Here is a 24,189-nt window from a genome sequence, read left to right on the forward strand (position 1 = left end):
GTGCTGCTCCTGGCACTCCGCTTGACCGAGTGCTAAGAGCCGTCCTACTCTCGGTCCTGGCACTCGGCAGCGCTGAGTGCCAGAACTCAGCGACGGGCAGGTCCGGCACCCGCGACGACGGGCCTACCAGGTCGCCGACCCAGACAGACACTCCCGTGAGCCCTTTGAAGGGGGAGGTCGGATCGTGACGACCGCCAGCACCAAGGTTGCCATCAAGCCGCTTGAGGACCGCATCGTGGTCCAGCCGCTGGATGCCGAGCAGACCACGGCCTCCGGCCTGGTCATCCCGGACACCGCCAAGGAGAAGCCCCAGGAGGGCGTCGTCCTGGCCGTGGGCCCGGGCCGCTTCGAGGACGGCAACCGCCTGCCGCTCGACGTCGCCGTGGGCGACGTCGTGCTCTACAGCAAGTACGGCGGTACCGAGGTGAAGTACAACGGCGAGGAGTACCTCGTCCTCTCGGCTCGCGACGTCCTCGCGATCATCGAGAAGTAAGACCGCTTCACCGCACAGCCGTGATCCCGCCCCGGGTTTCCGTGCCCCTCAGGCCGGGTGCCCGGGGCGGAGTCATTTGACGCTCCCGCCGTGAGCGCCGCTGCCGTCCATGACGACGTGATTTGACGAGTAGACGAGGTAGTTCGCCAGCATGGCCAAGACCCTGAAGTTCGACGAGGACGCTCGTCGCGCCCTTGAGCGCGGCGTCAACAAGCTTGCCGACACCGTGAAGGTGACGATCGGCCCCAAGGGCCGCAACGTCGTCATCGACAAGAAGTTCGGCGCCCCGACCATCACCAACGACGGCGTGACCATCGCCCGTGAGGTGGAGCTCGAGGACCCGTACGAGAACCTGGGCGCGCAGTTGGTCAAGGAAGTGGCCACCAAGACCAACGACATCGCCGGTGACGGCACCACCACCGCCACCGTGCTGGCCCAGGCGCTGGTCCGCGAGGGCCTGCGCAACGTCGCCGCCGGTGCCTCCCCGGCCGCCCTGAAGAAGGGCATCGACGCGGCCGTCAAGGCCGTCTCGGAGGAGCTGCTCTCGACCGCCCGCGCGATCGAGGGCAAGGAGGACATCGCCGCCGTCGCCGCGCTGTCCGCGCAGGACAAGCAGGTCGGCGACCTGATCGCCGAGGCGATGGACAAGGTCGGCAAGGACGGTGTGATCTCCGTCGAGGAGTCCAACACCTTCGGCCTGGACCTGGACTTCACCGAGGGCATGGCGTTCGACAAGGGCTACCTGTCGCCGTACTTCGTCACCGACCAGGAGCGGATGGAGGCGGTACTGGACGACCCGTACATCCTCATCCACCAGGGCAAGATCGGCTCGATCCAGGACCTGCTGCCGCTGCTGGAGAAGGTCATCCAGGCCGGCGGCTCCAAGCCGCTGCTGATCATCGCCGAGGACGTCGAGGGCGAGGCGCTGTCCACCCTGGTCGTCAACAAGATCCGCGGCACGTTCAACGCCGTCGCGGTCAAGGCGCCCGGGTTCGGCGACCGCCGCAAGGCCATGCTGGGCGACATCGCGACGCTGACCGGTGCGACGGTCATCGCCGAGGAGGTCGGCCTCAAGCTGGACCAGGCCGGTCTCGACCTGCTGGGCAGCGCCCGCCGGGTCACCATCACCAAGGACGACACCACGATCGTCGACGGCGCCGGCGACAAGTCCGAGATCGAGGGCCGGATCGGCCAGATCAAGGCCGAGATCGGCACCACCGACTCCGACTGGGACCGCGAGAAGCTCCAGGAGCGCCTGGCGAAGCTGGCCGGCGGTGTCTGCGTGATCAAGGTCGGCGCGGCCACCGAGGTCGAGCTCAAGGAGAAGAAGCACCGCCTGGAGGACGCGATCTCCGCGACCCGTGCGGCCGTCGAGGAGGGCATCGTCTCCGGCGGTGGCTCCGCCCTCGTGCACGCGGTCAAGGTGCTCGACGACAACCTGGGCAAGACCGGCGACGAGGCCACCGGTGTGGCCGTGGTCCGCCGCGCCGCCGTCGAGCCGCTGCGCTGGATCGCCGAGAACGCCGGCCTCGAAGGCTACGTGATCACCTCCAAGGTGTCCGAGCTGGAGAAGAACCACGGCTTCAACGCGGCCACCGGTGAGTACGGCGACCTGGTGAAGGCCGGCGTCATCGACCCGGTCAAGGTCACCCGCTCCGCGCTGGAGAACGCGGCGTCGATCGCGTCGCTGCTGCTGACGACCGAGACGCTGGTCGTGGAGAAGAAGGAAGAGGAGGCCGAGGAGGCGGGACACGGGCACTCTCACTGAGTCGCCTGCCGCTGGGCTTCGCACGACGGGTGTGGCCCGCGCCCCCTCCGGGGGACGCGGGCCACACCCGTCCGTGGTGGGTGGGTCTTCCGGGGGCTCCGCCCCCGGGCCCCCGTGGCGGGGGTCGTGCGCCCGAGTCCGGGGGCTTCGCCCCCGGACCCCCTCGCGGGGGTCGTACGCCCGAATCCGGGGGCTTCGCCCCGGACCCCGTGGCGGGGGTCGTATGCCCGAATCCGGGGGCTTCGCCCCGGGCCCCCGTGGCGGGGGTCGTGCGCCCGAATCCGGGGGCTTCGCCCCGGACTCGTCTGGCGGGAGTCACGTCTTCGGGTCGTAGCGGCGGGCCGTGCGGGTGGAGAGGGCGGCGAAGGCCTGCGGGGGGACGTGGCGGGCCAGGGCCACGGCTACCTTGTAGCGGGGGTCGGGGACGCTGACGAGTCTGCCGCGGGCCAGGTCGCGGAGCGCGGCGGTGACGACCTTGTCCGCGTCGAGCCACGCGAAGGACGGCAGGTTCTCGGCGTGCATGCCGGCCCGCTGGTGGAACTCGGTGCGGACGAAGCCGGGGCAGAGCGCGAGGAACCGGATGCCGCTGCCGGACAGTTCGCGGGCGGCGCCCTCGGTGAAGCGGACCACCCACGCCTTGCTCGCCCCGTACGTGCCGCGCGGCATGAACGCCGCCACCGAGGCCACGTTGATCACGGTGCCGCGGCCCCGCTCGCGCATCGCCGTGCTCGCCGCCGCGGTCAGCCGCAGCACCGCCTCGCAGTGCACCCGGAGCATCCGCAGCTCCTCGTCGAGCGGCGCGTCCAGGAAGGTGCCGCTGTTGCCGAACCCGGCGTTGTTGACCAGGACGTCCACCGGTCGGCCGGCCTCCCGCAGCCGCGCTTCGACGGCGGCGATCCCGTCCTCGGTGGCCAGGTCGGCGGGCAGCACCTCGGACTCGGTGCCGTACTCGGCCCGCAGTTCGGCGGCGCAGGCCGCGAGCCGCTGCTCGTCGCGGGCGACCAGGACGAGCCGGTGCCCGTCGGCCGCCAGCCGCCGGGCGAAGGCCGCGCCGAGGCCCGAGGTCGGGCCCGTGATGAGGGAAGTGGTCATGCGGGCAGCGTAGAGGGACTTTCAGCGGGCGAGGCGCCGGCGGATCATCTCCCGGTCGGTGGCGGGGAACGCCTCGACGTCGAGAAGCAGCGGCAGCAGGTCCGGCTCGGTGGTGACCGCGCGGAAGGACATCGCGACGGTGACCTGGTGGTCGGGGCGGGACACGACGGTGATCGCGTCGCCCGCGGCGACCTCGCCCGGGGTGACCACCCGCAGGTACGGGCCGGGCAGCGCGTCCTGGGTGAAGCGCTTCATCCAGCCGCGAATGCCCAGCCACCCGGCGAAGGTCGCGCACGGGATGCGCGGGCAGGACACCTCAAGGACCAGGCCCGTGCTGCCGATCGCCCAGTGCTCGCCGATCAGGGCGGCGTTGACGTCGATGCCGGCGGTGGTGAGGTTCTCGCCGAACGCGCCGTTCGCGAAGTGGCTGCCGAGCTCGCCCTCCCAGCGGTCCAGGTCCTCGCGGGCGTAGGCGTAGACGGCCTGGTCGTCGCCCCCGTGGTGCTTGACGTCGTACACCCGGTCCCCGTCGAGCCCGACGGCCCCGGTTCCCTTGGGCCCCGGCGCCCGCACCCCGACGGGCCCGTCGACAGGCCACTTGTCGATCCCGGTGGCCTCAAGCCCCTTCCAGGGGTTCGGCTGCGGCCGCCCCACGTTCACGCTCACCACCCGCATCATCCCCGCACGCTACGCCTGCTCCCGGCCCGCTGGGGCGCATTTATGGGGCGCATTCAACGGGGCTGGGCGCGGGACTCGCGGAGGTAGGGGGTGGTCACGCTCAAGCAGGTGAAGCCGAGGCGTTCGAGGATCGGGGCGCTCTGGTCGGAGGCGTCGACCTGGAGGTACCGGTAGCCGGCTGACCTCGCCAGGCGGGCGCGGTGGGCGATCAGGGCGCGGTAGATGCCCTTGCCGCGCCACTCCTTGACCGTGCCGCCGCCCCACAGGCCGGCGAACTCCGTGCCGGGGCAGAGTTCCAGTCGGGCTCCGCACACCGGTGCGTCGCCGGCCATGGCGAGCACCATGCTGACCGTGGCCGACTGCCGCGCGAGCTGGTCGAGCAGGCGCTCGCGGAGCCGTGCCGCGCTGGTGCCGAAGGCCCGCTCGTGCACCTCGGCCATCAGGTCGACCCCGGAGCGGTCGGTCACCGTGCGCAGCGTGACGCCGTCGGGCAGCTCGACGTCGCCGAGCGCGTCGATGATCTCGGTGGCGTCGGCGACCATCAGCGATTCCGGCGGCTCGGGGGTGAAGCCGGCCGCCAGCAGCCGGTCGCCGAGGTCGGCCGGGCGGTCGTGCGCGTAGAGCTTCCACTCGAACTCCCGGCCGGCGCCCTGCGGTGCGTCCAGCCAGCTCAGCTGCTCGGCGATCGCCGCGTCCGCCGTGGACTCGTCCAGGTCCGACCAGAGCACCCCGGTCCACTCGTGCGCGCCCGCCCCGTACTGCCGGACGACCCCGCCGACCCGTTCCACCCGCGTGGTGGCGACGTCGGGAGGAGCGTCCCGCCGCATCTGAGCATCGAAGAGGGCGAGCACCCGGGCGTTGTCCATCCGCGCATTCCAGCACCCGCGTATACCCCTCGCAACGCGATTACCCCCGCCCCGGGACCCACGATGCCCCCGGGACCGGGACGCGCCCGGCCCACGACGCGAGCCGTCTGCCCCGGTTACCCCAGGGGCGCGGGGCTGTGCCTGATATGCGGCTCCGCTCGCGTCTGCGCGGATGTGCCCCGGTTACCCCAGGGGCGCGGGGAACTGCGCCGCCAGCCGACCACCGGCCGGTGGTCGGGAAGCGACAGGACGAGCCCCTTCGGGCCGGTGGGTGAGGCGCGCCGCCGTTGTGTCCCCCAACCTTCGGCCGGGGGTGCCCCCATCGCGCAGTTCGCCGCGCCCCTTGGTGATGCCGGGACAAGTCGCGCCCACGCGGCGGCAGCCGCGAGCGGGTCCCGGTGCGCCGGGGTCGGGGGGTCAGGGGGTCAGGGCGTTCAGCGCCTGGTCGACGTCGGCCTCGGAGTTGTAGAAGTGGGGAGACAGTCGCAAGTTCCCCGCGCGGGCGCTGAACGTGACGCCCGCCGCCGTCAGGCGGTCCGCCGTCTCCGGGCGCATCCCGGCTGCGACGATCGCGGAATCCGCCCCGAGCCGCGCGACCGGCTCGTAGCCCAGGCCGGCCAGGCCCGACCTCAGGCGTTCGGCCAGCGCCAGCGCCCGCGCGTGGATCGCCGGCACCCCCACCTCCTCGATCAGCGCCAGCGACCGCGCCGCCCCGACGAACGACGGATACGCCGGACGGGCGTCGAACTGCCGTGCCCCCGGGGCGAGTTCGGCGATCGGGCCGTAGCAGGACGCCCACGGGTCCGCGGCCGCGTACCAGCCCGCGAACGACGCGGAGAGCGTCGGCTCCGCGCCCGGCCGGACGGTCAGGAAGCAGGCCCCGTGCGGCGAGGTCAGCCACTTGTAGCCGTGGCAGACGAGGTAGTCGTAGTCGCCCGCGTCCACCGGGAGCCAGCCCACCGACTGGGTGCCGTCGAGCAGCGTGCGGGCGCCGTGCTCGGCCGCCGCCGCGCGGACCGCGGCGAGGTCGGCGACCCGGCCGTCGGCCGACTGCGCCGCGCTGACGGCGACCAGCGCCGTACCGGGCCGTACCGCCTCCGCGATCCCGGCCAGCGGCACCAGCCGCACGTCCAGGTCGGTGCGCGCGGCGAACGGCTGCACGAGCGAGCTGAAGTCCTCCTCCGCGAGCACCACCTCCGCCCCGGCCGGCAGCCCCGCGGAGATCAGGCCGACGGCGCCGGCGACCGTCCCGGCCAGCGCCACCTGCTCCACCGGCACCCCGGTGATCCGGGCGAACGACGCCCGGCAGTCGACGACCGCCGACTCGAACCCGTCCACGTCCGGCCGCCCGGCGGCCCACGCGTCCACGCAGCCGCGCAGCGCCTCGCCGGTGCGGGCCGGCAGGACGCCCAGCGTGGCGGTGTTCAGATAGCCGGGCGCGAGACCGGCGTACTCGACGGCGACCGCGGCCGTCAGCGCGGCCAGACCGGCGGAGCCGGTCGAGTCGGCGGAGTCGGCGGACCCGGTCGAGCCGGTCGAGCCGGTCGCATCGAGGGAATCGGCGGAATCATGACGCGTGGTCTCCATGGCTCCTCAGCCTCACCCGCCCCGCTCTCAAAGTCCATCGCCGAGACCTCTTCGACAGCCCTAAGTAACGCTTATGGTTGACGGATGATCGAGGCTCGCCATCTCCGGGTGCTGCGCTCGGTGGCCCGTAACGGTTCGTTCTCCGCCGCCGCGCGCGAGCTGGGCTGCACCCAGCCCGCCGTCAGCCAGCAGATGAAGGCGCTGGAGCTGTCCGCCGGCACCCCGCTGCTGATCCGCGGCGCCCGCGAGATGCGGCTCACCGAGGCGGGCGACGCCCTGGTCAGGCATGCGGCCGGGATCCTGGCCGGGCTGACCGCCGCCGAGGAGGAGGTCGCCGCCATCGCCGGGCTGCGGGCCGGACGGGTGCGGCTGGCGTCGTTCCCCTCGGGCAGCTCCGCGCTCGTGCCGGGCGCGGTCGCGCAGATGCGCGCCCAGTACCCGGGGACGAAGGTCTCACTGGTGGAGGCCGAACCGCCGGAGTCCGTCGAGCTGCTGCGGGCCGGCGACTGCGACGTCACCCTAGCCTTCCGCTACACCGACGTGGACACCTCCGACGAGGAGTCCTGGGACGACCTGGTGGTGCGCCCACTGCTCAGCGACCGGCTGGTCGGCGTGCTGCCGTCCGGCCACCCGCTGGCCGCGGCAGAAGACCCCGGCGGCCAGCCGACCGTGGACATCGCCGACCTCGCCGGCGACGAGTGGATCGCGGGCTGCCCGCGCTGCCGCCGACACCTGGTCGAGGTGTGCGCGCAGGCGGGGTTCACGCCGCGGATCGAGTTCGCCACCGACGACTACCCGGCGGTGGTCGGCCTGGTGGCGGCCGGTCTGGGGGTGGCGGTGCTGCCGGACCTCGCGCTGGCCGCGCTGCGGCCGAAGGGGATCGCGGTGGTCGGGCTGCGGCAGTCCGTGCGGCGCGAGATCGTCGCGCTGACGCTGCCGGACCTGGCCCATGTGCCGGCCGTGGACATGATGCTCGGCCGGCTCGCCCGGGAGGGTCTGCGGCTGACCGAGCAGGCCCGCCGGCCCGAGAAGGCCGGGCAGTGAGCGCCGGCCCCGTCACCCGGGCTCAGAAGAATCGATTCTGCACGCAGCGGACGGCCCGGCCCGGCAAAGGACCCGCCACACGACCCGCCACACGACCCGCCGTGCGACCCGCGCTCACTGCGACTGCGGGCTGAGCACCCGGTTCCGCGAGCGCCCCATCATGGCCTCGCGCTCGTCCTCGGTGAGGCCGCCCCACACCCCGTAGGGCTCCCGCACGGTCAGTGCGTGGGTGGCGCACTCCGCCCTGACCGGGCAGCGCATGCACACCTCCTTGGCGGCGGTCTCCCGCGCGCTGCGGGCGGCTCCGCGTTCGCCCTCGGGGTGGAAGAAAAGGGAGCTGTCCACTCCCCGGCAGGCAGCCACAAGCTGCCAGTCCCACAGGTCGGCGTTGGGGCCGGGAAGGCGGGAGAAGTCTGCCATTGCTCATCCCCTCGAAGGGTGCGTGAAGCACTCAACCGTACATCTACTGTCGTAGTAGATGTAAATATGACTCTTCGCCAATCTAGCGGTGATTAGCCCACACAACAGAAAAGAGCGGCCAAACAGTGCAAACCTCGCCATAACACCCGTTCGGCAGTGTCCCGCGCGGGCGCCGCAGCGGAAGGTGAGGTATTCCGACCACCGAATAAATCCCACGTCACCCGTCTGACCTGCGATGTGGTCGTGCGGCGCACGGATGATCACGTAGCGTGCCGATGGCCGCGACCAAACTTCGTAACTCTTTCGAGTGAGGGTCGTTGAGTCTGGCGGAAGCGGTTGGCGGCACAAGCGATTCGGGCATATGCCCGAGGTCGTCAGCCCCAACGGTGAAGATTCGTATTTCGCACAGCCTGGAGGCACAACGTGACGCCGTTTAGCTGCGGAGGGCGGTCATGACTTCCGTCCTCGTCTGCGACGACTCCCCGCTCGCCCGAGAGGCCCTTCGCCGCGCGGTCGCGACCGTGCCCGGTGTCGAGCGCGTAACGACCGCGGCCAACGGTGAGGAAGTCCTCCGCCGCTGGGGTGCCGACCGCTCGGACCTCATCCTGATGGACGTACGGATGCCCGGCCTCGGCGGGGTGGAGACCGTACGGCGGCTGCTGTCGGCCGACCCCGGCGCCCGCATCATCATGCTCACCGTCGCCGAGGACCTGGACGGGGTGGCGCTGGCCGTCGCCGCCGGCGCCCGCGGCTACCTGCACAAGGACGCCTCGCGCGCCGAGTTGCGGGCCACCGTCACCCAGGCGCTGGCCGACCCCACCTGGCGGCTGGCCCCGCGCCGGCTGCGGTCCGCCGAGATGGGCGCCGCCCCGACCCTCACCGCACGCGAGATCCAGGTGCTCGAGGGCATGAGCCACGGCAGGTCCAACGCCGAGATCGGCCGCGAGCTGTTCCTGTCGGAGGACACCGTCAAGACGCACGCCCGGCGGCTGTTCAAGAAGCTCGGCGCATCCGACCGGGCCCACGCCGTGGCGCTCGGCTTCCGCTGGGGCCTGGTCCGTTAGACCGGGATGTGCGGGCCCGCACGGGGCGGCGCAGGCGGCGAAGTCGCCTACGAGTCCTCGGTTTCCCGGGGGAGGACGCATGCTTGAGGTATGGACTTCCTCGGGGATCGGCGGGGGCTTCACATGGCGGATCAGATGGCGGAGATGACAGCGCCGGCTTCGGCGGCTGATAACGCTTCGGTGCAGAAGTACGGCCGCGATGACACGGATCGTCCCGCGGCGAGGCACCATGGGTGGATGCGCGACGACGACACCCCTGCCATTGGTGCGCTCGTACGTCGTGCGGTCGAAGGTGACGAGCGCGCCATGCACGACCTGCTCGCGCTCGTCCATCCACTCGCCGAACGGTATTGCCGCACCCGGTTGTCCCGGCTGCCCGGCGACGCCCGGCACTTCGTGGACGACCTCGCCCAGGAGGTGTGCCTGGCGGTGCTCTGCGCGCTGCCGCGCTACCGCGACCTGGGCCGCCCGTTCGAGGCGTTCGTCGTCTCCATCGCCGCGCACAAGGTCGCCGATCTGCAGCGGGCGGCCATGCGCGGCCCCGGCAGTACCGCGGTGCCGTCCGACGAGATGCCGGAGAAGCCGGACGACTCGCTCGGCCCCGAGGAGCGCGCGCTGCTCAACAGCGACGCCGCCTGGGCCAAGAAGCTGCTCGACCGGCTGCCCAGCCATCTGCGTGAACTGGTGCTGCTGCGGGTCGCGGTGGGGCTGAGCGCGGAGGAGACCGGGCAGGTGCTCGGGATGTCGCCCGGGGCCGTCCGGGTGGCGCAGCACCGGGCGCTCAGCCGGCTGCGGGCGATCGCCGAGGAGATGGCGGCGCCGGCCGGTCTGGCCGACGCGCGGGGTCTCTCGGCGTAAGCCCCTGGCCTGCGGGCCCTCCCCGAAGCGGTCAGGGAATACCGGCACAGCCACTACCATTGAAAAACTCGCCGGGCAAGACCATTCGGGAAGGTGTCATGACGCTGAACGCCGACGGAGTAGCCGAGAAGTTCGCCACCCTCGGGCTGACCTACGACGATGTGCTGCTCCTGCCGGGGGCGTCCGAGGTGCTGCCGCACGAGGTGGACACCTCGTCGTACATCTCCCGGAACGTGAAGGTGAACATCCCGCTGCTGTCCGCGGCGATGGACAAGGTCACCGAGGCGCGGATGGCGATCGCCATGGCCCGGCAGGGCGGCGTCGGCGTGCTGCACCGCAATCTGTCGGTCGAGGACCAGGTCAACCAGGTCGACCTGGTCAAGCGCTCCGAGTCCGGCATGGTCACCGACCCGATCACCGTCCGCCCCGACGCCACGCTCGGCGACGCGGACGCGCTCTGTGCGAAGTTCCGGATCAGCGGCGTTCCGGTCACCGACGGCACCGGCCGGCTGCTGGGCATCGTCACCAACCGCGACATGGCCTTCGAGAGCGACCGCTCCCGGCAGGTCCGCGAGGTGATGACGCCGATGCCGCTGGTCACCGGCAAGGTCGGCATCTCCCGGGTGGACGCGGTCGGCCTGCTGCGCAAGCACAAGATCGAGAAGCTGCCGCTGGTGGACGACGAGGGCCGGCTCAGCGGCCTGATCACCGTCAAGGACTTCGTCAAGGCCGAGCAGTACCCGAACGCGGCGAAGGACGCGGAGGGCCGGCTGGTGGTCGGCGCGGCCGTCGGCGCCGGGCCCGAGGCGCTGGAGCGGGCGCAGGCGCTGGTCGCCGCCGGGGTGGACTTCCTGGTCGTCGACACCTCGCACGGCCACAACAGCAACGCGCTGAACTGGACGGCGAAGATCAAGTCGAGCGTCGGCATCGACGTCGTCGGCGGCAACGTGGCCACCCGCGACGGAGCGCGCGCCCTGCTGGACGCGGGCGTGGACGGCGTGAAGGTCGGCGTCGGCCCCGGCTCGATCTGCACGACCCGGGTGGTGGCCGGCATCGGCGTCCCCCAGGTCACCGCGATCTACGAGGCCGCGCTCGCCTGCCACGACGCGGGCGTGCCGGTGATCGGCGACGGCGGCCTGCAGTATTCCGGCGACATCGGCAAGGCGCTGGCCGCGGGGGCGAGCAGCGTGATGCTCGGCAGCCTGCTGGCGGGCTGCGAGGAGTCGCCCGGCGAGCTGATGTTCATCAACGGCAAGCAGTTCAAGTCCTACCGGGGCATGGGTTCGCTCGGCGCGATGCAGTCCCGCGGCCAGGGCCGCTCGTACTCCAAGGACCGCTACTTCCAGGCCGACGTCTCCTCCGACGACAAACTGGTGCCCGAGGGCATCGAGGGCCAGGTCCCCTACCGCGGCCCCCTCGCCGCAGTCCTCCACCAACTGGTCGGCGGCCTGCGCCAGACGATGGGCTACGTGGGCGCGGCGCAGATCTCCGAGATGGAATCCAAGGGCCGCTTCGTCCGCATCACAGCGGCCGGCCTGAAGGAGTCCCACCCCCACGACATCCAGATGACAGTAGAGGCCCCGAACTATCACGGCTGACGCTGTTCCCCGCGCCCCAGGCGGGGCGCGGGGCAGGTTACATGCGCAGCAGCGGCAGTGACCGGAGGCGTTCGCTGATCGTCCTGGCGACGAAGTCGGGGACGGGCAGCGTGCGTTCGATCACGCCCCAGGACGTCGCCAGGGCCTCGACGGTCTCCCGCAACGTGTCGGCGACTTGGGTCGGCGACAGCCTCAAGGCTGGAGCGAGCCCTCGGAAGCTCTCCGGGGTGATCAAATCGGTACTGGCGTTACCCCCGAGCGGAAATGCGAGCTGGTGGTCCGCGTTCGGGTAGGCCGTGACACATACGAGGTCGTAGGCAGGGGACAGCCGGGCCTCCCTGCCGCCTCCGGGATAGCGCAGCGTCCAGTTCTTCAGATGCGCGTCCGCGTTGCCCATGGTGACCACGGCCACCAGCCTGCGGACGTATTCGATTGCGTCCTCGGGTGGGCACACCGCTGAGATCACTCGGCCGATGCCCTCATAGGTGGCCTTGTCGTACTTGGCGTCGGTGGCGACCTCTCGTACCTGGGCGAAGTCCTCCTGATGCACCCGGCCCCCGGGCGTGCGGTCAAAGCGTCGGACAGCCAGGGCGTGCTGGCCGGGTTCGATGAGTCCGTCAGGCAGGTTCTTGATCTCCGTGGCCGGCACGAGTCGTGTCTCGGGCACGTCGATCCCGGCCTGCCGGGCCCAGCGGAGCATGGCGAACTCGTTCGCGGGCACGGAGTGGAACCGCTGGTCGGGAAGCTTCACGATCCAGTCACCGCCGCTCCCGCTGGCCGGGAGGACGAGTGCCTTGCCCTCGTAACGCATCGAGAACTTGGGCTGAACGCCGGCAAGTGAGAAGCGGAGTTCGTGCTCGTCGCGGTGCGTGACAGAGGACTCGTGTTCAGGGAGTCCGTCCAGTGGAGTGTCCGGGACGACCCGCACCGCGCCGGGCAGGTCGTCGCCGAGATGGCTGAGCAGGACGAAGTCGTGTACGCGCTTCTTGTCGAGCGCCGCCGCAACCAGTCCCCGCAGACCGCTGCCGGGTTCCGGCAGCAGGTTGGCGAACCATTCCGGCACGCTGCCACTCGCGGAACGGCGCTTGCGCGGATCTCGTTCGAACCCCTGCCCCAGGACCGGGTGATCGGGAGTCAGATCGGTGTACTCGAACCAGGTGTTTCCGTCGTGGTAGCCCAGAGTGCCCACCAGCCTGTCGCCGAGGAACACCGATGCGGTGACGTCACGCTGCATGGGTGTCTCCCCATCCCTCGCCGGGACCCTCGAACCAGGCGTCGGGCTCGGGACCGTCCGCGAAGCCCCACAGCGCCATGCGTTGGACGTGGTCGGCGATGGTTTGCCGGACATTGACCGCGCGGCGCAGCAGGAAGGCGTCGTGAGCCCCTTCTTTCAGCAGCGCCAGGCATGCCTCATCCACGCAGTGCGAGCGCAGGGCGACCGGGTCTGCGCTGTGGGCCAGCAGCGCTGCCCCCGACTCATTGCCGGAGGGATGGACGATCCGGTTGGCTAGGTTCCCGTTCGTCCCCGGCACGATGGCGGTCAGGGGCGAGTTGCCGTCGCCCAGCAGGTCCCCCAGCATCTCCGGCTGGTCCATCCGGGATCCTCGCCCGTGGTGGTTACCGTCGGAGTCAAGGACGTCGGCGAGCAGGACGGGGTGGGCGGACAGCAGACCGAGGATGTTGATCTTCGCCTGGGCGCGGTTCAGGGCGACCTGTGCCAGATCGGGTCTCCACTCCTCACCACCCGGCGGCAGGAGTTCCAGCAGCCGGTTCGCGCTGGCCACCGGATCGCCGGTCACAGCGGTGGCGTTGCGGCGCAGTGCCACGGTGTTCCCCTGCGGAGCGGCGCCGACAACGGCGCCCCGCCAGATCCACCGGCGCAGCAGTTCGGCGGCCCGGCCCTCGGGTCGTCCGAAGAGGGCGGAGAACCGGGTGAGGACGGGGACATAGAGGGCGTACGGCAGCAGACGCAGATGGGGGATGCCCGCATCGGTGTGGAGGAAGTCCACGGTCAGCCGGAGTGCCTTCTCGGTCTGCGCGAAAGCGGACTGCCGGTCGGCGTCGTCCGTGAACTCCTGCCGGAAGTCCCGGTCCACCTTTCCGCCCCGCACGGCCATAACGCTCTGCATGAGGGTCTGCGCGGTGAACTCGCCGAACCGCAGCGCGTTGACCCGCTGGCGGAGCGCGTCCAGGTCGGACGGCTGTACGTCGAGGGGGGCGGAGTGCAGCGCCTGGAAGATCTCGGCCCGCTTCAGCGCCTTCCCGAACGTGTTCATCCGGTCGAAGATCTCCCGCAGGGCCTGCTCGTCGTCGCCTTCGATCTCGTACATGGGGATTTCGTAGGTACGGATGGCGGTGGTCACGGCGTCGCAGAGGTCGAACTCCCGGTCCGACAGCCATGGGCGCTCGCGCTGCCATGCGAGCAGCCGCCGGTTGTCGGCCGCAACCCAGACAGGAAGCCAGAAGTCCCGGGGCCGCTGGGAGTGGGGGGAGGAAAGGAACTTCTCCTCGCGGAGGTCGTAGAAGATCCTGAACCGTCGGTCGATCGTCTCGTCCGACGCCGTCAGGGCGCCTACCAGAGTGGTGAGACGCTGCTGGCCGTCCACCACCCACAGGGCACCGGGCTGCTCCCTTGCGTGGAAGCGCAATTCGCCGATGACGACGTCGCCCTCGGCGGCGGGCTTGCGCCACATCAGCAGGTTGCCGATGGGATAACCGCGCAGGACGCTGTCGAACAACCGCTCCGCGTCGACGGGGTCCCAGCGATACGGGCGCTGGAAAGGTGGAATCCGGATGCGTCCGTCTTCGGCCCACTCGACCAGCTGCGGCGGATTGACGCGGCTGACCTTCGGCTGGGTCATTCCCGCCATGATCCACCTCCTGTGACTCTCGCATGGTAGGCACTCGGGCCGCCCTGGCCACGGCTCAACGCAGATCATCCAGGAGCGTGCCGTGCTCGGTCGTCCATGCCGTCCAGCCGTTCTGCTGGCTCTTCGCCAGAGCCGTGGCCGCACCGGACGGCGTGTTGTGGACGCTGTCGTCCTCCAGACGCAATTGGCCGGTCGGCAGGACAACGGCGTGGTGCTCCCGGCGGAGATTGCGACGCCGCCAGACGAGTTGCTGGCCCGCCTGTAGCCGGCCGTCGGCGAGCAGCGGTGCCAGCGTCTGGTCACTGGCTGAGATGCGGACGGCGGTGGGCGCGCCCGAACCGGCCGACGTCACCTCAAGACCGAGCAATTTGCGCAGGGTGCTGTTAGGCGTGTCCACAAACGGCTTGGCCAGGCCCTGGAGCTTGGCGAAGACCTCATCGTCAACCCGGATGGTCCGCGTCATTTACTCTCACTTTCACTGAGTGAAACTGTGTCAGTATTAACTACCACTTGGCGTGCGTCTCCGGCAAGGGGTTACGGACCGTATGCGGGGCCCTGCTACCGCCGAGCGGTATCCCACCGCGGATGTGCGGGATACTTGGCGGCGCAAGCTGATGAGAGAGGCGCGGATGTGACTGAGATCGAGATCGGGCGGGGCAAGCGAGGCCGCAGGGCGTACTCGTTTGACGACATCGCCGTCGTGCCGAGCCGGCGTACCCGGGACCCCAAGGAAGTGTCGATCGCCTGGCAGATCGACGCCTACCGGTTCGAGCTGCCGTTCCTGGCCGCGCCGATGGACTCCGTCGTCTCGCCGGAGACGGCGATCAGGATCGGCAACCTGGGCGGCCTGGGCGTGCTGAACCTGGAGGGTCTGTGGACCCGGTACGACGACCCGGAGCCGCTGCTCGCGGAGATCTCCGAGCTCGACGACTCCCGGGCCACCGCCCGCCTCCAGGAGATCTACGCCGCCCCGATCCGCGAGGAGCTGATCGGGCAGCGGATCAAGGAGGTGCGGGACGCCGGCGTGGTGACCGCCGCCGCGCTGTCGCCGCAGCGCACCGCGCAGTTCTCCAAGGCCGTGGTCGACGCGGGCGTGGACCTGTTCGTGATCCGCGGGACGACCGTCTCCGCCGAGCACGTCTCGGGTTCGCACGAGCCGCTGAACCTCAAGCAGTTCATCTACGAGCTCGACGTCCCGGTGATCGTCGGCGGCTGCGCCACGTACACCGCCGCGCTGCACCTGATGCGTACCGGCGCGGCCGGCGTCCTGGTCGGCTTCGGCGGCGGCGCCGCGCACACCACCCGCAACGTGCTGGGCATCCAGGTGCCGATGGCCACCGCCGTGGCCGACGTCGCCGCCGCCCGCCGGGACTACATGGACGAGTCCGGCGGCCGCTACGTGCACGTCATCGCCGACGGCGGCTTCGGCGCCAGCGGCGACCTGCCCAAGGCGGTGGCCTGCGGCGCCGACGCGGTGATGATGGGCTCCCCGCTGGCCCGCGCCACCGACGCGCCGGGCCGCGGCTTCCACTGGGGCATGGAGGCCGTCAACACCGAGCTGCCGCGCGGCAAGCGGATGAACCTGGGCACCGCGGGCACCACCGAGGAGATCCTGCTCGGCCCCTCGCACGCGCCCGACGGCTCGATGAACTTCTTCGGCGCGCTGCGCCGCTCGATGGCCACCACCGGCTACTCGGACCTGAAGGAGTTCCAGCGCGTCGAGGTCACGGTCTCCCCGACCCACCACCGCTGAGCCCGGCACCGTACGACGACGGGGCCCGTACCGCCTGAAGGAAGGCGGTACGGGCCCCGTCGTCGTACGTACTGCGGGAGCGGTCAGCCCTCGCCGAGCCGCTTGGTGAGCCCGAAGGCGATACCCCCGCCGAAGAGCAGGAACAGGGCGCGCGAGACGCCGAAGTCATGCTTCCAGGTCTTCCACAGGTCACCGAAGTGATCGAAGATGATGTTGCTGGTGGTCAGCTCGCTCGGGCCGCCGTGGGTCGAGGCGTAGTGGCTGATCGTCAGCGCCGTGCCGTAGAGCTCGCCGCCCACGATGGCCACCAGGGCCAGTACCAGGGCCACGACGGGCAGTACCGGGTTGCGCCCGCCGACCTTGCCGACCGCCACCGCGATCAGCGCGCCGACCAGGATGGCCAGCAGCCGGAAGTCGCGGATCGAGCCGTCGTCGCCGGACATCGCGCGCAGGATCCCGCCGTAGGCGAGGCCGGCCACGACCATCGCCACGACCCCGGCCAGGATGCCCATCGCCACGTTGTCCCGGCCGCCGACCCGCTGGGAGGCGTACGGGCTGGGCGGCGGGAAGGCGGCGCCGTTGAACGGCTGCTGGCCGTACGGTGCCTGGCCGCCCTGCGGCTGGGCCGGGTAGGGGGAGGCCCCCTGCTGGGCGAACGGGTTGCCCCCGCCGCCGGCCTGCGGCGCCCCCTGCGGCGCGTACGGGCTGCCGCCCGCCGCGGGCTGCTGTGCGTACGGGTTGCCGCCGCCGGCGGGCTGCTGCGGCGGTGGGTAGTTGGAGCTCATGAACATCCCCCGGAAACGGAATACCTTCGGCTGAGTGACGCCGAAATGTAGCAGTAGGGGATGACAATCGGACAGGCGGATCAGGTGCATTCATGCGGTCGTTACACGACCACTACAGCGGATCCGCACCGCCGGCCCTGACGCGGACCGGTCAGAGCCGGGCCGCCGCGCCCGCCGGGGTGGCGCCGCGGGTGTCCAGCAGGAGCTGGGCCTTCACCGCCAGGCCCTGGAGATCGTAGGTGCGGTGGTGCTGCAGAAGCACCGTCAGATCCGCCTCGGCCGCCGCCTCCCACAGCGAGTCCGCGCGCGGCACCGGACGGTCGAGAACGCGCCACTGCGGCACGTACGGGTCGTGGTAGCCGAGCTGCGCGCCGAGGTCGATCAGCCGGGTGCCGATCTCGCGGGCCGGGGCGCCCTCCTGGTCGGCGAGGTCGGCCTTGTAGGTGACGCCGAGCAGCAGCACCCGGGCGCCGCGCAGCGACTTGCCGTGCTCGTTGAGCAGCGCGGCGGCCCGCTGGACGACGTACCGGGGCATCCGGCCGTTGACCTCCTGGGCGAGCTCGACCATCCGCAGCGGGTGGCCCAGCGTGCGCGGCCGGCCGTGCTCGGCCGGCGCGGCGGCGAACAGCGGGGTGGCGTTGGGGTCGAGCGCCGGCGCGGGGCCGCCGACGCCGGGCCCGGGGCGGAACGCCTGGAAGCCGAACGGCTTGGTCTCGGCGCAGCGGATCACGTCCCACAGGTCGACGCCCAGGTCGTGGCAGTAGACCGCCATCTCGTTGGCGAACGCGATGTTCACATGCCGATAGTTGGTTTCCAGCAGCTTGACCGCCTCGGCCTCCCGCGGCCCCCTGGCCCGCACGATCCGCTCGGTGAACCGGCCGTAGAAGGCGGCGGCGGCCTCCGTGCAGGCCGGCGTGCAGCCGCCGACCACCTTGGGGGTGTTGGCGAGCTGGAAGTCGCGGTTGCCGGCGTCGAACCGGCTGGGGGAGTAGGCCAGGTGGAAGTCCCGGCCGGCCCGCAGCCCGTGCGCCTCCAGCAGCGGGCGGAGGAATCCCTCGGTGGTGCCGGGGTAGACGGCCGACTCCAGGACGACCGTGGTGTGCGGGCGCAGCTGCGCCGCCAGCGCCCGGGCGGCGGCCGCCACCTGGGTCAGGTCCAGCGCGCGGTCCTCGCCGGGCGGGGTGGGCGCGCAGATCACCGCGGTACGCACCCGGCCGAGCACCGAGGGTTCGGCGCTGGCCCGGAAGCCGCCGGCCAGCATCCTGCGCAGGTCGGCTGCTGCCAGCGAGCCGGGCGGCACCCGTCCGGCGTTGATGTCGGCGGCGACGGCGGGATCGGGGTCGTAGCCGATCACGCCGACGCCCGCGGCGGTGGCCGCCTGCGCGAGCGGAAGTCCGGTGCGGCCTAGTCCGAGTACGGCGAGGTCTGCGGGCATGGGTGCGTCCTCCCTTGCGACCACCTCGGATGGCTCACGGCGGGGCTCACGGGTGGGCTCCCGGATGGCTTCAAAAACAGGCTAACCAGACAAATGACTGATATGACCGCACGCCGCGCCGGGCGGCCCCGGTGATCGTGACTGGCAGCCCGCGCCCGGGCCGGTCACTATCGAAGGAGCATGTGAACGTGGAACGTGCGCAGGAGCGCAATAGCAGGAGCGCAGTAGCGAACGGATCGACCGACCGGAAGAACACCGCAGCGGCAGGCACGGAGGAACGGATGCGTACGACAACTCTCGGCCCCGCCCAGCGAGCCGAGGCCCTGGCCAAGATGGCGGAGCAGGAGCTCGACATCCTGGTCATCGGCGGCGGCGTGGTCGGCGCGGGCACCGCGCTCGACGCCGCCACCCGGGGCCTGACCACCGGGCTCGTCGAGGCCCGCGACTGGGCGTCGGGCACGTCCAGCCGATCGAGCAAGCTCATCCACGGCGGTCTGCGCTATCTGGAGATGCTGGACTTCGCCCTGGTGCGGGAGGCGCTCAAGGAGCGCGGCCTGCTGCTGGAGCGGCTGGCCCCGCACCTGGTGCACCCGGTGCCCTTCCTGTACCCGTTGCAGCACAAGGGCTGGGAGCGGCTCTACGCGGGCTCCGGGGTGGCGCTCTACGACGCCATGTCGGTCTCCTCCGGGCACGGCCGCGGCCTGCCGATGCACCGCCACCTCACCCGCAAGCACGCGCTGCGGGTGGCCCCGGCGCTGCGCAAGGACGCGCTGGTCGGCGCGCTCCAGTACTACGACGCCCAGGTGGACGACGCCCGGCTGGTCACCACGCTGGTGCGGACCGCCGCCTCCTACGGGGCGCAGGTCGCCAACGAGACCCGGGTGGTCGGCTTCCTGCGCGAGGGCGAGCGGGTGGTCGGCGCCCGGGTGCGGGACGTGGAGGCGGGCGGCGAGTACGAGGTGCGCGCCCGGCAGGTCGTCAACGCCACCGGCGTCTTCACCGACGACACGCAGGCGCTGATCGCCGAGCGCGGCCAGTTCCACGTCCGCGCGTCCAAGGGCATCCACCTGGTGGTGCCCAAGGACCGGATCAACTCCAGCACCGGACTGATCCTGCGCACCGAGAAGAGCGTGCTCTTCGTCATCCCGTGGGGCCGGCACTGGATCATCGGCACCACCGACACCGACTGGGACCTGGACAAGGCGCACCCGGCCGCCTCCAGCGCGGACATCGACTACCTGCTCGAACACGTCAACTCGGTGCTGCACACCCCGCTGACCAGGGACGACGTGCAGGGCGTCTACGCCGGGCTGCGCCCGCTGCTGGCCGGCGAGTCGGACGCCACCAGCAAGCTGTCCCGCGAGCACACCGTGGCGCACCCGCTGCCCGGCCTGGTCGTGGTGGCCGGCGGCAAGTACACGACGTACCGGGTGATGGCCAAGGACGCGGTGGACGAGGCCGTGCACGGCCTGGACCACAAGGTCGCCGAGTGCGTGACCGAGGACATCCCGCTGGCCGGCGCCGAGGGCTACCACGCGCTGTGGAACGCTCGCGCCCGCACCGCCGAGCGCACCGGCCTGCACGTCGCCCGGGTGGAGCACCTGCTCAAGCGGTACGGCGCGCTCTCCGACGAGCTGCTCGCGCTGATCGCCGAGGACTCCTCGCTGGGCGCCCCGCTGGCCGCCGCCGACGACTACCTGCGGGCCGAGGTCGTCTACGCGGCGGCGTACGAGGGCGCCCGCCATCTTGACGACGTACTGGCCCGCAGGACGCGGATCTCCATCGAGACCTTCGACCGCGGAGTGCTCAGCGCCCGGGAGGCCGCGGAGCTGATGGCCCCCGTGCTGGGCTGGGACGCGCAGCAGATCGACAAGGAGGTCTCGTACTACGAGAAGCGGGTAGAAGCCGAACGCGAGTCGCAATTGCAGCCCGACGATCAGACCGCGGATGCCGCTCGCCTGGGGGCGCCCGATATCGTGCCTCTCCAGGCGTGAATCGCCTGGGCGCGACACGCGACGCGTGATCGGGGGAGCGGGCGGAAGGTTGCGAGATGGCCGGAAACGGCGACGAGGGGCGGCTGGTCGCCGACCGGTACCGGCTGGTTGAGCGGATCGGCCGGGGCGGAATGGGCACGGTCTGGCTGGCCGAGGACGAACTGCTCGGCCGTCAGGTCGCGGTCAAGAAGCTGCATCCGCCGCAACCGCACATGGACGACGAGGAGTTGGCCACCCTCTTCGAGCGCACCCGCCGCGAGGCGCGCGCCGCCGCCCGGATCAGCCACCCCAACGTGGTCGTGGTGCACGACGTGGTCGACGACGAGGGGCTGCCGTCCATCGTCATGGAGTACGTCCCGTCCGTCACGCTCGGCGAGCGGCTGAAGTCCGACGGCGCGCAGCCGCCCGCCGAGGCCGCCAGGATCGGCCGCGGCATGCTCGCCGCGCTGCGGGCCGCGCACCGGGCCGGCGTGCTGCACCGGGACGTCAAGCCCGGCAACGTCCTGCTCGGCGTCGAGGGCGCGGCGCAGAGCGGCGGCCGGGTGGTGCTCACCGACTTCGGCATCGCGCAGGCGTCCGGCACCTCCACGCTGACCCGCACCGGCGAGCTGATCGGCTCCATCGACTTCCTGTCACCCGAACGCATCCGCGGCGGCGCGCCCGGGCCCGAGGCCGATCTGTGGGCGCTGGGCGCCACGCTCTACCAGGCGGTGGAGGGCATCTCGCCGTTCCGCCGGCCGACCGCGATCGAGACGGCGTACGCGATCGCCGAGGAGCCGGTCGAGCCGCCCGCGCACGCCGGGGCGCTCGCCGAGGTGATCGACGGGCTGCTGGCCAAGGAGCCGCAGCGGCGGCTCTCGATGGACGAGGCCGAGCGGTTGCTGCGCATACCCGCGAGCGAGCAGGACACCGCGGTGGTCGAGCAGCCCGGCCACTCCGGGCAGTTCGGCCCCGGCGGCAGCCCGTACGCGGGCGGACCGTCCTACGCCGGCGGCCAGTCGTACACGGGCAGCCAGTCGTACAGCGGCGGATCGCCGTACACCGGCAGCCAGTCGTACTCGGGGAGCCAGTCGTACCCGGGCGGCCAGACCGGCGGGCAGACCAACGGGCAGAACGGTGGCCGGACCGGCGGCCAGAACGGTGCCCCGACCTACTCCGGCAGCCATTCCTACCCGGGCGGGCAGTCGTACCCGGGCGGCCCGCCCCCGGCGCAGATCCCGCCGCAGCAGGACACCGCGCCCACCCACGCCGCCACGGCCCCCGCCACGACGCACGCCGCCCCGCCCACGCCGGGCCGCAGCCGCCGGAGGGCCTGGCTCGCCGCCGTGGCCGCCGTCGTCGTCCTGGCCGGCGGCGGCGCCTTCGCCGCCCAGCACTTCGGCGGCGGCACCGGCACGGAGGGCGACCACCACACGACCGGGCCGACCACCCCGGTCACCACGCCGCCGACCACCGCGCCCAGCACGCCGCCGACGACACCGCCCACCACACCGGCCTGGACCCCGCCCGCGGTGCCGCAGGGCTACCACCTGGCGCGGCAGCCCGACCACGGCTACTCGGTCCCGGTGCCGGACGGCTGGACCAAGGAGGTCCACCAGAACGGCGACGAGGTCGACTACCTCGACCCGTCCAAGCTGGTCGGACTGAAGATCAGCGCGCTCAAGTACGCCAGCGGCGACCCGTACCAGAACTGGCTGGACCTCGAACCGCAGACCCGCCGGCAGGTTGACGGCTACCACCGCGAACGGATGGTGCCCACCACGCTGTTCGGCGGCCAGAAGGCCGCCCTGTGGATGTTCACCTTCAAGGGCACCGCCCGCGACTGGGAGGCCGCGGACATGGGATTCGGCAAGGAGGGTGGCACCGACTTCGCCATCTACCTGAGCGCTCCCAAGGCCCAATGGGAGCAGTGGAAGCCGGTGTTCGACAACGCCGTGGCCGGTTTCCGGCAATCCGGCTGATACGTCGGGTTCGCTTCCACGTCCCCCGTTCGGGGATGATGGGGTCCTACACCGCAGGCACTGCAAAGGGAACCCATGAGCGAGGACGAAGGTACCGACGGACGCTTGCTGGCCGACCGGTACCGGCTCACCGGCGTTCTCGGCAAGGGCGGCATGGGCACGGTGTGGCGTGCCGTGGACGAGACGCTCGGCCGCAGCGTGGCGGTGAAGGAGCTGCGCTTCCCCGGCAACGTGGACGAGGAGGAGAAGCAGCGGCTTGTCACCAGGACGCTGCGGGAGGCCAAGGCCACCGCCCGGATCCGCAACACCGGCGCGATCACCGTCTACGACGTGGTCAAGGAGGACGACCGGCCGTGGATCGTCATGGAGCTGGTCGAGGGCAGGTCGCTGTCCGACGCGATCCGCGAGGACGGCCCGCTCACCCCCAAGCGCGCCGCCGAGGTCGGCCTGGTGATACTCGACGTGCTCAAGGCCGCGCACCGCGAAGGCATCCTGCACCGTGACGTGAAGCCGTCAAACGTATTGCTCGGCGACGACGGCCGGGTGGTGCTCAGCGACTTCGGCATCGCGCAGATCGACGGCGACCCGTCGGTGACGTCCACCGGCATGCTGGTCGGCGCGCCCTCGTACATCTCACCCGAGCGCGCCCGCGGCCAGAAGCCGGGCCCGCCCGCCGACCTGTGGTCGCTCGGCGCACTGCTGTTCGCCTCCGTCGAGGGCCGGCCGCCGTACGACAAGGGCGCCGCGATCGCCACCCTGACCGCGGTGATGACCGAGCCGGTCGGCGAGATGCACAACGCCGGGCCGCTCGCCGAGGCGATCAGGGGGCTGCTGGCCAAGGACCCCGACCGGCGGCTCGACAACGCGGGCGCCCGCGCCCAGTTGACCGCCGTGGCGTACGCCCCCGAGCGCCCGGCCGCCGCCCCCGCGACGGCCGCCGACGCCACCCGCACCACCGTCCTGCCGGTCGACCCGCAGCCGGTGCCGACCGACGCGCCCGCCGAGACCAGGGCCGCGGCGATGGACCAGGCCAGGGCGCGGGACGCGCTGCGCTCGCTGCGCAACGCCGCCGCGTCGGCGAAGCCGAAGCAGAAGCCCGCGCCGGAGCCGGGAGTTCCGGCCGGCAGGCCGTCGCCCGGCCGCGCCTCGCTGACCGACGTGGTGCCGCGCCGCACCCTGCTGATCGTGGTCGCCGCGGTGGTGGTCGCGCTGCTCGGCACGGTGATAGGAGTCGCGCTCGCCGACTCCGGCGGCGGCGACGGGGACAGCAAGGGCGGCGGCAAGAAGCCCACCGCGGCCTCGACCGGCACGCACTCCACGGGCAAGGACGACCGCACACCGTCCTCGACGCCCAGCAGTTCGTCCCCCACCACCCCGGCGACGACCACGGCCACGACCACCCCGCCGCCGAGCAGCAAGCCGCCGGCCGGGAACGGGCTGCCGGCCGGCTTCTACATGTGGCACGACGACGAGGGCTTCTCGATAGCGCTGCCGAAGGGCTGGAAGCGGGTCGGCGACAACGGTTACGGCTCCGGCTCGCGGTTCCGCGGCTCCGACGGCAGGGAACTACTGGTGGACTGGGTGCACAAGCCGGGCAAGAGCGCGCTGGGCGACTGGCAGTCGGCGTCGGCGAGGGCCGCTAAGCCCGGCGACACCCACATCTCGGGCTACCACCAGATCGCGGTGAAGCAGGCCGGCTACCGCCATTACGACGCCGCCGACTGGGAGTACACCCGCAGCCAAGGGGGTAAGCAGGTACACGTCCTCAACCGGGGATTCGTGACGGACGCCCACCACGGCTACGCCATCATGTTCACCACTCCCAGCGGCGACTGGGGCAACGAGAAGAACGCCACGACGCTCGACGACTTCTTCGCAACCTTCGAACCGGCCAAGTGACAACGCCAGAGCACGTATCGTGAG

The 24,189-nt window shown here is 71.6% G+C and carries 20 protein-coding genes; 10 read left to right on the top strand and 10 right to left on the bottom strand.

Going from position 1 to position 24,189, the window contains the following annotated elements; all coding sequences use genetic code 11:
* Positions 1–184: 184 nt before the first annotated feature.
* Positions 185–493, top strand: a complete 309-nt coding sequence (gene groES, locus ACQPW6_RS24785) for a co-chaperone GroES (protein ID WP_033177833.1) — start codon at positions 185–187, stop codon at positions 491–493.
* A 151-nt stretch (positions 494–644) separates the two neighbouring features.
* Positions 645–2,261, top strand: coding sequence for a chaperonin GroEL (gene groL / locus ACQPW6_RS24790; protein ID WP_433891874.1), 1,617 nt, complete (start codon positions 645–647; stop codon positions 2,259–2,261).
* 315 nt (positions 2,262–2,576) lie between these two features.
* Here the strand turns inward: groL and ACQPW6_RS24795 are convergent, their stop codons facing one another.
* The 4 genes from ACQPW6_RS24795 to ACQPW6_RS24810 form a co-directional block, all read right to left on the bottom strand.
* Positions 2,577–3,353, bottom strand: a complete 777-nt coding sequence (locus ACQPW6_RS24795; protein WP_433891875.1) for an SDR family NAD(P)-dependent oxidoreductase — start codon at positions 3,351–3,353, stop codon at positions 2,577–2,579.
* 21 nt (positions 3,354–3,374) lie between these two features.
* Positions 3,375–4,028, bottom strand: coding sequence for an MOSC domain-containing protein (locus ACQPW6_RS24800; RefSeq protein WP_433894645.1), 654 nt, complete (start codon positions 4,026–4,028; stop codon positions 3,375–3,377).
* 56 nt (positions 4,029–4,084) lie between these two features.
* Entirely contained in the window at positions 4,085–4,897 is an 813-nt protein-coding gene (locus tag ACQPW6_RS24805) for a GNAT family N-acetyltransferase (protein ID WP_433891876.1), read from the bottom strand.
* Between the two features lie 417 nt (positions 4,898–5,314).
* Positions 5,315–6,484 (bottom strand): aminotransferase class V-fold PLP-dependent enzyme, encoded by a 1,170-nt coding sequence (locus ACQPW6_RS24810; protein ID WP_433891877.1) that lies wholly within the window; start codon positions 6,482–6,484, stop codon positions 5,315–5,317.
* Between the two features lie 84 nt (positions 6,485–6,568).
* Between ACQPW6_RS24810 and ACQPW6_RS24815 the strand changes: the two genes are divergently transcribed.
* Positions 6,569–7,528: a LysR family transcriptional regulator gene (locus tag ACQPW6_RS24815; protein ID WP_433891878.1), complete on the top strand. Its 960-nt coding sequence runs from the start codon at positions 6,569–6,571 to the stop codon at positions 7,526–7,528.
* 114 nt (positions 7,529–7,642) lie between these two features.
* Here the strand turns inward: ACQPW6_RS24815 and ACQPW6_RS24820 are convergent, their stop codons facing one another.
* The gene (locus ACQPW6_RS24820; RefSeq protein ID WP_433891879.1) at positions 7,643–7,948 is read right to left on the bottom strand and encodes a WhiB family transcriptional regulator; all 306 of its coding nucleotides are present in this window, start codon (positions 7,946–7,948) and stop codon (positions 7,643–7,645) included.
* A 452-nt stretch (positions 7,949–8,400) separates the two neighbouring features.
* On the opposite strand from ACQPW6_RS24820, the gene ACQPW6_RS24825 reads away from it, so the two are divergent.
* The 3 genes from ACQPW6_RS24825 (at position 8,401) to guaB (ending at position 11,468) form a co-directional block, all read left to right on the top strand.
* Complete coding sequence (locus ACQPW6_RS24825; protein ID WP_003948568.1) at positions 8,401–9,012, top strand: response regulator transcription factor; 612 nt, start codon at positions 8,401–8,403, stop codon at positions 9,010–9,012.
* 237 nt (positions 9,013–9,249) lie between these two features.
* Positions 9,250–9,870, top strand: coding sequence for an RNA polymerase sigma factor ShbA (shbA, locus tag ACQPW6_RS24830; protein WP_433891880.1), 621 nt, complete (start codon positions 9,250–9,252; stop codon positions 9,868–9,870).
* Positions 9,871–9,968: 98 nt separating this feature from the next.
* Positions 9,969–11,468 carry an IMP dehydrogenase gene (gene guaB / locus ACQPW6_RS24835; RefSeq protein ID WP_433891881.1) on the top strand — a complete coding sequence of 500 codons (1,500 nt, stop codon included), beginning with the start codon at positions 9,969–9,971 and terminating at the stop codon, positions 11,466–11,468.
* Positions 11,469–11,505: 37 nt separating this feature from the next.
* Here the strand turns inward: guaB and ACQPW6_RS24840 are convergent, their stop codons facing one another.
* Genes ACQPW6_RS24840 through ACQPW6_RS24850 form a run of 3 tightly spaced genes read right to left on the bottom strand, consistent with a single transcriptional unit; the run spans position 11,506 to position 14,801 of the window.
* The gene (locus tag ACQPW6_RS24840; RefSeq protein WP_433891882.1) at positions 11,506–12,702 is read right to left on the bottom strand and encodes a type II toxin-antitoxin system HipA family toxin; all 1,197 of its coding nucleotides are present in this window, start codon (positions 12,700–12,702) and stop codon (positions 11,506–11,508) included.
* Complete coding sequence (locus ACQPW6_RS24845; RefSeq protein WP_433891883.1) at positions 12,692–14,338, bottom strand: DUF262 domain-containing protein; 1,647 nt, start codon at positions 14,336–14,338, stop codon at positions 12,692–12,694. The genes ACQPW6_RS24840 and ACQPW6_RS24845 overlap by 11 nt, the downstream gene beginning before the upstream one ends.
* A gap of 55 nt (positions 14,339–14,393) precedes the next feature.
* Positions 14,394–14,801: a hypothetical protein gene (locus tag ACQPW6_RS24850; RefSeq protein ID WP_433891884.1), complete on the bottom strand. Its 408-nt coding sequence runs from the start codon at positions 14,799–14,801 to the stop codon at positions 14,394–14,396.
* Between the two features lie 168 nt (positions 14,802–14,969).
* On the opposite strand from ACQPW6_RS24850, the gene ACQPW6_RS24855 reads away from it, so the two are divergent.
* Entirely contained in the window at positions 14,970–16,091 is a 1,122-nt protein-coding gene (locus ACQPW6_RS24855; protein WP_093713254.1) for a GuaB3 family IMP dehydrogenase-related protein, read from the top strand.
* A gap of 83 nt (positions 16,092–16,174) precedes the next feature.
* Here the strand turns inward: ACQPW6_RS24855 and ACQPW6_RS24860 are convergent, their stop codons facing one another.
* Entirely contained in the window at positions 16,175–16,876 is a 702-nt protein-coding gene (locus ACQPW6_RS24860; RefSeq protein WP_433891885.1) for a hypothetical protein, read from the bottom strand.
* 151 nt (positions 16,877–17,027) lie between these two features.
* Complete coding sequence (locus ACQPW6_RS24865) at positions 17,028–18,311, bottom strand: nucleotide sugar dehydrogenase (RefSeq protein ID WP_433891886.1); 1,284 nt, start codon at positions 18,309–18,311, stop codon at positions 17,028–17,030.
* Positions 18,312–18,592: 281 nt separating this feature from the next.
* Here ACQPW6_RS24865 and ACQPW6_RS24870 point away from each other — a divergent pair, with 281 nt between their 5' ends.
* From ACQPW6_RS24870 to ACQPW6_RS24880, 3 genes are all read left to right on the top strand, one after another.
* Positions 18,593–20,305 carry a glycerol-3-phosphate dehydrogenase/oxidase gene (locus ACQPW6_RS24870; RefSeq protein WP_433891887.1) on the top strand — a complete coding sequence of 571 codons (1,713 nt, stop codon included), beginning with the start codon at positions 18,593–18,595 and terminating at the stop codon, positions 20,303–20,305.
* Positions 20,306–20,361: 56 nt separating this feature from the next.
* The gene (locus ACQPW6_RS24875) at positions 20,362–22,266 is read left to right on the top strand and encodes a serine/threonine-protein kinase (protein WP_433891888.1); all 1,905 of its coding nucleotides are present in this window, start codon (positions 20,362–20,364) and stop codon (positions 22,264–22,266) included.
* A 75-nt stretch (positions 22,267–22,341) separates the two neighbouring features.
* The gene (locus ACQPW6_RS24880; protein WP_433891889.1) at positions 22,342–24,165 is read left to right on the top strand and encodes a serine/threonine-protein kinase; all 1,824 of its coding nucleotides are present in this window, start codon (positions 22,342–22,344) and stop codon (positions 24,163–24,165) included.
* Positions 24,166–24,189 lie beyond the last annotated feature (24 nt).

The sequence above is a fragment of the Streptomyces sp. CA-111067 genome (genome assembly GCF_050956065.1).
Classification (GTDB): domain Bacteria; phylum Actinomycetota; class Actinomycetes; order Streptomycetales; family Streptomycetaceae; genus Actinacidiphila.